This is a genomic window from Streptomyces lancefieldiae (genome assembly GCF_031845825.1).
In the GTDB taxonomy this organism is placed as follows: Bacteria; Actinomycetota; Actinomycetes; order Streptomycetales; family Streptomycetaceae; genus Streptomyces; species Streptomyces lancefieldiae.
In genome coordinates this window covers 1-8,316 of sequence record NZ_JAVRFH010000115.1, presented here as the reverse complement: position 1 = coordinate 8,316, position 8,316 = coordinate 1, and the positions used below count along the sequence as shown (strand labels likewise).

Annotated in this window: 6 protein-coding genes; 1 reads left to right on the top strand and 5 read right to left on the bottom strand. The window is 69.9% G+C overall.

The genetic code is table 11. The annotated features are described in order from the left end of the window. Nucleotides 1–300: 300 nt before the first annotated feature. The 5 genes from RM812_RS40005 to RM812_RS39985 all read right to left on the bottom strand — a co-directional run bounded on the left by RM812_RS40005 (nt 301) and on the right by RM812_RS39985 (nt 5,805). Nucleotides 301–1,350: a DUF4238 domain-containing protein gene (locus RM812_RS40005; RefSeq protein WP_311585584.1), complete on the bottom strand. Its 1,050-nt coding sequence runs from the start codon at nt 1,348–1,350 to the stop codon at nt 301–303. A 9-nt stretch (nt 1,351–1,359) separates the two neighbouring features. Continuing rightward, nucleotides 1,360–2,595 (bottom strand): hypothetical protein, encoded by a 1,236-nt coding sequence (locus tag RM812_RS40000; protein ID WP_311585582.1) that lies wholly within the window; start codon nt 2,593–2,595, stop codon nt 1,360–1,362. A 391-nt stretch (nt 2,596–2,986) separates the two neighbouring features. Further along, nucleotides 2,987–4,366: an AlbA family DNA-binding domain-containing protein gene (locus RM812_RS39995; RefSeq protein WP_311585580.1), complete on the bottom strand. Its 1,380-nt coding sequence runs from the start codon at nt 4,364–4,366 to the stop codon at nt 2,987–2,989. 179 nt (nt 4,367–4,545) lie between these two features. Continuing rightward, nucleotides 4,546–4,878: a hypothetical protein gene (locus RM812_RS39990; protein WP_311585578.1), complete on the bottom strand. Its 333-nt coding sequence runs from the start codon at nt 4,876–4,878 to the stop codon at nt 4,546–4,548. A gap of 162 nt (nt 4,879–5,040) precedes the next feature. Further along, complete coding sequence (locus RM812_RS39985; protein ID WP_311585576.1) at nt 5,041–5,805, bottom strand: competence protein CoiA family protein; 765 nt, start codon at nt 5,803–5,805, stop codon at nt 5,041–5,043. Between the two features lie 818 nt (nt 5,806–6,623). Here RM812_RS39985 and RM812_RS39980 point away from each other — a divergent pair. Next, nucleotides 6,624–7,955, top strand: a complete 1,332-nt coding sequence (locus RM812_RS39980; protein WP_311585574.1) for a hypothetical protein — start codon at nt 6,624–6,626, stop codon at nt 7,953–7,955. The last annotated feature ends 361 nt before the right edge of the window (nt 7,956–8,316 follow it).

The window sequence follows — 8,316 nt, the reverse complement described above, 5'->3', positions numbered from 1 at the left end:
AAGGACCTTGGAGAACCCGACCACCGCGCCGGGTCTCCACCATGTCCCAACACCGAAAACGCGTCAGCCACCCGGCAGTTCCCCCTCAACGACACCTCATCGCCCCAACCGAAACGGCGAGGCTAGGTTCCTGCCCCACCCGGCGTCCGTGCACAAGCTCCGCCTTCGCCCAGGACGCCGCCGCGTTCGCGCCGTGGGTTCGCTTCGGCGACAGTGACGGACGCAGCGATGGCGCGGACACGCGGCGCGTTCGTCTCGCCCGGGCCTGCCGTCATACCGGCGCGGCCAGCAAGGCCACACTCACCTCCCGCCGTCTGTCCCCGAGCACGGAAGCTGATCTGCTGGTGCATGACTGAGCTGTTCCAAGAGGGTGCGCAGCTCACCGCGGTGAATTTCGGGGTGGGCGGGTGCGGGGTTGGGCGGTTGCTGCGCGGGTACGGCCGACAGCCGCGGCGGCCGGACCTCCAGCGGGGTGCCGGTGAGCCGCAGCCGGGAGGGCCAGGGCATGGACGGGAGCCGGTAGACGGCGTCCTGGCACCAGGCTGCTGCCCCGGCGTTGGCCTTGGCGGCGATCTTGTGGGTGAGGCCCTGCTGCGTCCGGTAGTGCGCGCGGGGCGTGGAGATGAGCAGACACGTCGGTGACAGCGGAGCGAAGACCTCGACCGTCTCGGGCAGTAGCGGGGGAGTGAGGCAGAAGCTGCCGTCGTTGCGGCGCAAGGCCACACCGCTGTCGGCCAGGACCAGCAACGGCTCCGCCGCGCGCAGCACCACCAGTCGACGGCCTGGGACGGTGAGGAGGTCGCGGGTGCGCTCGAAGGCGCGGATCATGGCGCGCAGCGCCGAGCGCGGGTCAGCGACCACGGAAGGGCTGGGAGCCGTCCGTACGGCCGTCCAGAACACCTCCATCCGCTCCGCGTCCGACAGCGGCCGCCCCAACCGTTCCTCGCAGAAACCCACTGCCTCCGAAGCCCACAAGGCTGGGAAGACATGCCGGCCGACCTGCTCGTCGAAGGACCTGAACGCCTGCGTGCGCACCACCTGCCAGGCCAGCGCGTCCAGAGCGAGTGCATGCTGCGCCCCGTCCAGTGGCCACCTCCCCTCACGCACGGCGCGCAGAACCGGCGCACACGGGCCGTCGACATGGCGGTCCAGGTAGCTCTCCAATGCCACGCGCCGTTCGCCATCCGCGAGAAGGTCGGTGTTGAAGTCCCGAGCCACCGCCGCGCGCCGCACGGGAGTGCGATGCTCCGCGCCGCTCCGCCACCGCCCGAGCACGTGTCCGTCCTCGGCGAAGGACCGCAGCCAGTACTTCGGCACCAGATGGTGCTCCCTGGATGTGTTCGCCCCCACCCCGCCCCCTTACAACGCCGCGCCGGCGGACTCGGACGGCGCCTGTCCGGCTGCGGCATGGCGCCAGGGGTAGCTGTTCCACCCGGCGTCCAGGACGGCGTTGCGGGCGTGGGTGTGCCCGGACAGCGCCTCGCGCAGCGCGTAGGTGGAACGCTGGGCGTCGGCAGCCCGTTCCAGCAGGAGCCGGCCGACGGGGGTGTCGGTGATGGTGACCATGTCCTCCAGCTCGCTGATGCTGCATACCGTGATGGGCACGGTGGTGGCCGGCAGAAGCGGCCGCTGCAGCGGGGCGTTGACGATGTGGAACGGCTCCATCGTCACGATCAGCCCGTGCACGGGCCGGTCGGTGGGCACCACGGCGAACTCCTTGCGCCCGCTTGCTATCAGAGCGGCGGTGTGGTTGATCTGCTCATAGGCGCGACCGAGCATGCGCTGCAACTCGTCGCCCCGCCGCTCGTTGGCCAGGCGCAGGTGCGCGGTGGGCCGGACAGACTTTACCTCCACCAGGAGTACCAGTTCCTCGGTGATGACAATCCAGTCGACGCTGAGCGCCTGGTTCTGGCCGTAGGCGATCTCCGGAAGGACCGTCGCGTCGGGCAGCAGTCCGAGCTGGCGGCCGACGTAGGCCTCGAACAGGTCGCCCAGGTCTTGCGCGAAGGCGCCGCCGAACTTGGCGACGCCGGTGTAGTAGATGCCCAGCGGGCTCGCCTTGGCCGGGATCAGATGGTTGACCGGTGCGAGCAAGCCGGGACCGTACCCCTTCACCAGGGGCGTGGTGCGCAGCGGGTTGTACTCGTAGCGGCGCAGGAGCGGATCGGTGGTGATCCGGGCCTGCTCGTTGGCCTGCCGGAAGGCGGCCGTATCGGTCACGAAGTGCTTCTCGGCCACGGACAGGATGGTCGTGGCAGGGATCTCCGCACAGATCCGCTCGGCACCGGGCGCCTCCAAGGACGTTGGATCGAACCGGCCGGCGCAGCTGATCGCCGACACCCACAACAGCTGGGCGATGCCGACGTAGTGCGACAGGCTCGTGCCCAGCAACTCCTCCTCCCAGCCCGGACGCAGGCACCGCGCCTCCCGTGTTCCCGCCGTCTGCGTGAGCATGGCCGCGGCACGAGCCAGCTCCTGGAACACCGGCTCCTGGTAGATCATCTGCTCTCCGGCGGCACGCAGCAGGAACCGGGCCAGAGCGTCCCGATCATTGTCGTGCTCGTAGAGGTAGGGGTCCTCCAGCTGCGAATACATGTCCAAGATCCGCAGCAGATCCGTATCGGTCGCGTCCTTGCGGTGGTACTCATTCCCGCACGCCAGCGACACCCGGGCAGCGTCAGCCAGCGCCCACGGCAAGTACTTGCGGTACGGGCTCTGCCGCCACGACAGCGCATAGGTAGCCGACGCTCGCGCGATCAGCGGCAGCAAAGCACTGGGCCGGTACCTGCGCACCCGCGCCACATAGTCCCGATCCCGTACCGCCCGACTCCCTGGTGCCCACGTCATGCGCTCAAGGATCCCCCGCCTTCCTGCAAGTTGTCCTGCCCATTACGGTCCACAAGGTGCACGCCCCACGCCGGTCGTTCGACCACGAGCCTGGCTTCTACCCAACGAGGGCCAGAGAAGCGGGACGGAACGCGACCGCTTACGGCGGGTTCAGCAGACCGTGCTGCTCGGCCCATTGGGCGACGGCCCCACAAGTGCGTTGGGAGAAGCCGGCGGGGTGGAGTTCCCCGGTGCGGGTGATGAGGCCGGTCTCCGGATAGCCGTACGCCTGCAGGAGTTCGTCGGCGAGGGCGGCGGTGGCTTGCAGGAGGCCGCGACCTTGGTCGGCAAGGTTGTCCAACAGGACGCTGGCGGCGGCCGTGGCGCGCGGGTAGGACTCGGGCGTCAGCGGTCGCGGCCGACCTGTTCCGGGATCAATCCGGTCGACACGGAAAGGCACGATGCCTGGCCGTTCGAACTCGAGAACCCGGTCCTGGGACGGATGGGCGGCCATGTCGGCAACCAGGGTGACGCTGGCCTGTGCGAGACCGCTGGCGGCTGCCCGGTCGCGTGCGTGGGCAGCCAGGAAGGGCAGGGCGCACAGCAGCGGATACACGACATCACCGGGTTCCGCGGTGTGACGTTGGGGCTCCTCGTAGTCATCCACATGGATCCGCCCGCTCAGGGGGAGAGCGATGGTGGCGCTGCCGTCGCGGTGCAGTTCGGCGCGTGCGGAGTACCGGCCCGCCCCTTCCGACACGATCAAGCGCCGCGGACCGACACTCACTCGCCCGAAGTTGCTGACCTGCTGGCCGAGGAAGAGCTGCGTGCCGAGGAGCTCTTGCTGGTAGCGGGTGAAGCGCGCGGAGTCGATCACCATGTCGCCGGGCTGCTCGGGGATCAGGGTGACGATTAGGTGCGGTGTGGTGCGAGCCGCCAGGACATCGACGAGGTCCTCCTCGATGTCGGCGAGGCGCTGCTCGCGCTCGGCGGCCGCGGTGAACCGTGCCCGGTAAGCGGTGGCGACGTCGGTTTCGGTCAGCCACTCGGTTCTGCTGCCGCCGCGCCTGGGGTAGCGCAGAGTGTCTCTGGACGGCCTGCTCACAGGTGCTGTCACGGCGTGCGGGCCGGCGGGACTGCGCGGTACGGCCAGCAGCAGAAATCCGGTTCCCGGTGCATCGGGGTTGTGGACGGTGATGGGCTCGTAGGGGACGGGCGGTGCTGTGTTGGAGACGATGACCTGCCGGATGTGGCGCAGCCGGGCGTCGTCCAGGTCGACGTCGAGCACCTTGCTGGGCACCCCGTGCGTCTCCGCCATGCCGATGATGAGGAGTCCGCCTATGTGATTGGCGAAGGCGGTGATGTCCTTGGCGAGTTCCTCGCGGCCCCGGTCGTCTGCCCGGTAGTGGTCCTGCTTGTAGTCGAGATCTTCACCCTCGGCTGCTTCAGGGGCGCCCACGAGCTCGGCAATGGTTTGGTAGTCCAGTTCGTCCAGCCGTCGGCCGAACAAGCCCTCGATCCTGCCCAGTCGCGTCACCATGTGCAGACCCTACTGATTGCGCACACGGGCACTGACCTCGCCCAGGATGGCCGCTCGGCCGTCAGCGCGACGACCCGTGGGGAGTGCCGTCGAGGCAGAGGCCAGCCCGGACGCGTGGACGTGGGGCGCGCTTGCCGCCGTGGCCATCCTTCACAGGCCGGAACCCGACACGCTCCATGTCAGCGTCGTGGCCCGGGGCGGACACGCTCGTAGGTGCAGCGCTTGGTGACCGGGTTCAGGACGGCGACTTTCAGCGGGGTCCGGGCTGCCGCCTCGATTCGGGAGAGCCAGGCCGGGCCAGGAACCAGGATGGTCAGTTCTGCAGGCCACCGGGCGAGCGCTGAAGGGTCGGGGCACACCACACCGGCCAGCTGGAACGCGGCCTCCTTGCGAGGCCGGGTGTAGAGGAGCAGTCCGTTGCCGTGGGCGGGGCTCTGGTCGCCGCATGTGACGGTCTTGCCAGAGGCGGAGCGGACCAAGTGCATGAATGCGGGCCATAGTTCGGCATCCATGCCCGCGTGCTCGAAGAACGCCGCCAGCCGTTCCTGCTCCGCCCGCTGTTCCAGCGACTCCTGCTCAGCGGCCAGCCGACGGTCCTCAGCGGCCAGCCTGCGCTGTTCGGCGGCAGCGGCCCGCTGCTCGGCAGCCCGTCGGCGGCGCTCGGCCGCAGCCGCCTATACGACGGCCTCGGCATCGGCCTCCAGCCGGGCTCGGCCGAGGGCCAGTTGAACGTACGAGGGGGCGGTCCACCACACCGCGCCGTCCGGACCGGTATGGGAATGGACCCGTCCCTGAAGAATCCAGCGAACCGCATCCTCGAGGGAACAGGAAATGTGCCTCCACGCCGCCTTCGTCCTCACCGTGCGCGGCGCCGCCCAGGTGTAGCGCGCCATGCCATGACGCACCATCCACGCCTCCCCTCGGCACCTGGGAGGCGTCACCCGCAGCGAGGGCACGCCGCGCTCCCACGGCCGCTTCTCCACCGAGACCCAGCACACCGCCACACCGTCCACCGCGTAACGCTCCGTCCGCATCCGCGCGTCCTGCGGCGTCATGGGGGACAGCTGTGCCTCCAGCGCCATGAACGGCCGGTCTTGCTCATCGAGGACCAGCACGTCGGCACGCCAGGTCCGGGCCTCGTTGCCGACCTCCAGCTCAGCTTTGAAACCCGCCGCCCGGGCGGCGGTGGCCAGCTCCAGCTTCAGCAGGTGATGCTTCGGAGACTCGTGCGCCAGCGCGCAATCAGGCGGCCGCACCTGGTGGTAGAAGTGCCGGGCACGGTGCGGGGAGACGCGCGCGAACACCCTTCCCCGGCACTCCGGACACGCCAGCTCCAGCCCTTTCACGCGGTGGACGTCCGCCCAGGACCGGCCGCACCCGAGATCGTCCAGCGACGCATCCAACCGGCCCCAGCCCGTATGTACGGCGGTGTACCCCATCAGCCCCCTCCCGTGTTCCCCGAGAAGGACAGCATCCCCTCCGTACCGGGACGGCGATACAGACGTCCGCGGTCCGGGGCGTGCCTGGCGCGGTGAGCGGATGGTGGCACCGCCTGCCCCGCTCCCGCGACCTCCACAGGCCTGTGCCCGGACCCGACGTTGCCCCCCCCGCGAAGCCGCAGGCCAGCCTGAAAGGTGAGCAGGCCCTGTCCACGGCTCATGAACCCGCTCCTCACACCCAGGACCGTCACCCTCGGCGCGTCACCCGCCAGGCCGCGCTACCTCGCGGAACCAAGCACTGCGACGACCAGCTACCCGACAACCAGACGCGTCTAGCCGCCGCACTCTGCGATGGGGACTGGACGGCCGAGGGCATCGCCCCGCCCGTCCCGGCGGCCATGTCGGCCAGACGCCGATGTGAACGCCTCGACCGGTAACCAGCGGCCGAGCGCGGTGTGTCAGTGCTCGGTGTCACACTGCAACCATCCTCGTGGTAGAGGTGGTTGACCTGATAGCCGACGAGAGGACCGATACGTGGCGGCCAACTGGGACGCACTGGACTTCACCTGCCCTACGTGCGCCGCTTCGCGCACGATGACGTGCATCACGAAGGACGGACGCCCCCGGTTCACGCACCTCGCCCGTCACTTCACCTCGATCCTGCTGCAGATCGCCGTACGCCGCGGCCGCGGCCAGCCGCCGCCGAACGCGCCCAGATCGTACGGTCCCTCACCGCGGTCCAGAAGGCGGACACGTCCGCTCGCGAGGGCTACCTGTGGCACCAGGGCACGGACGAGCTCGACCTGTGGGGGCAGGTGGTGGCCGCGGCCGGCCGGCATGCGGCGGACGCCGTCGAGGGTCATCTCGACGGCGACGAACTTCGCGACGCAGCCCAGCAGGCCGCGCGCCGCATCGACGAGGCACGAGAGCTCTTACACGCATGGCACGGCGAGCGCGCAGAGTATCCGCTCGACGAGGAGCTCCTGGAGGGTGTGCTGCGCCCCGCGCCGAGCCTGCTCGCCCGGGCCCGGCGCCGCGGCGACGTCCAGCGACTTCGAACCGACCTCGCGCGCCGGCTCGTGCACCTGGACAGGCCGGGCGGCATCTGGGAGGCGACGTGGCACAGCGGCGGCGCCCTGAGCGCATACCGCGACGACGGTCTGTGTGTGCGCGGCTGGAGCGCCACCCCTGACGCCGCCGAGCACGTCCTGCAGTCGTTCGAGGCCACCAGCCGCCACCGTCCACAGATCACCCTGGCCTTGCACGGCGAACAGCCAGAAGCCCCCGCCGCGGGCGATGACGCACCGAACATCGGCCGGGCGGACATTCTGCGCGCCTTCGATGCCGACCGTGCCGCCCTCGACACCACCGTCGCCGCCATCACCCAGCTCCAGCGGGCCTGGCCGGAGCACGCGATCACCGACCGGGTGCGCGCGGCCACCGCCCAGCTGCAGGCCGCTGCTCCGCAGTCGCCGTATTTCGACCTCTACAACCGCCAGCGGGAGCGCCACTGGGCAGTCGGCGAGAGCGCTGCCTGGGTGCGCACCGACGCCATCGTGCAGGCCGTCGACAAGGTCTGGGGCCACTTCGACCGGTCAGAGGCCTCCCGCGGCCCCAGCTGGATACCCCACGCTGCCCGCCAACTGCTCACCACCGAACCCGAGCAGCTTGCCGCGTTCCTGCGCCACCACCTGGCCGAGGAGACCCCGGTCTTCCTCAGCATCATCAACGGGCCGGCCGGACCGCTCTACAACGTCTCCTCGGGCGGCGCCCACCGCACCCACCTCTTTCGGATTCTGGGCCTGCCCAGGATGATCGCGAAGCTCTACGCCCGCATCCCACCCCGCCGGTTCGACATCGCTTGCGTCATCGACACCGCCAAGGGCATGACCGAGGTCGAGCGCGCCGGGCGCGGCTGGCACACCCTGCTCGAACGCGGCCTCCTCCACGGCCGCATCTGCTACGAAGGCGCCTTCGCCGTACTCGACCTCGACCACGCCCCCGCGCCCTGGCTGCTCGGGGACGCCGCCTTCGCCAGCTCCTACAACACGGCCTACGAGCGCGTATACCCCGGCGCGCTCAGCGAACTGGGCATCCCCGCCGCCGCCCTGGCCGGCCGCATAGCTTGGGAGCAGTGGCTGTATGGCTGACGAGCACCAACAACGCTGTCCGCCAGCGGCCCCGCCTCCCAGGGGGCGTGCCGGCCGAGCTGTGGCGTCACCCGCTTCCCGACAGCAGTGTGGCTGCGCAGCTGGCCGGTTGCTCGGGCGTCAGCGCTGGTCGCTACTGTGCCGCCCATGGCTCGACTGCCCAACCATTTCCACGCCCGTCGCTAGTAGTGCTTGGTCATGTGCGGTCCGTGGTGGCGTGTCTTCTTGATTGGTGTGTCGTTGACCGGGTGTGCTGGGTGGGGAGTTGGCTGCGGTCCGGTGTGATCTGGAGGACTTCGCGGCGGAGATGTTCGAGCCGTTCGCGCGGGCGGATCAGCGCCGGTGGGGCGGGGTCTATCTG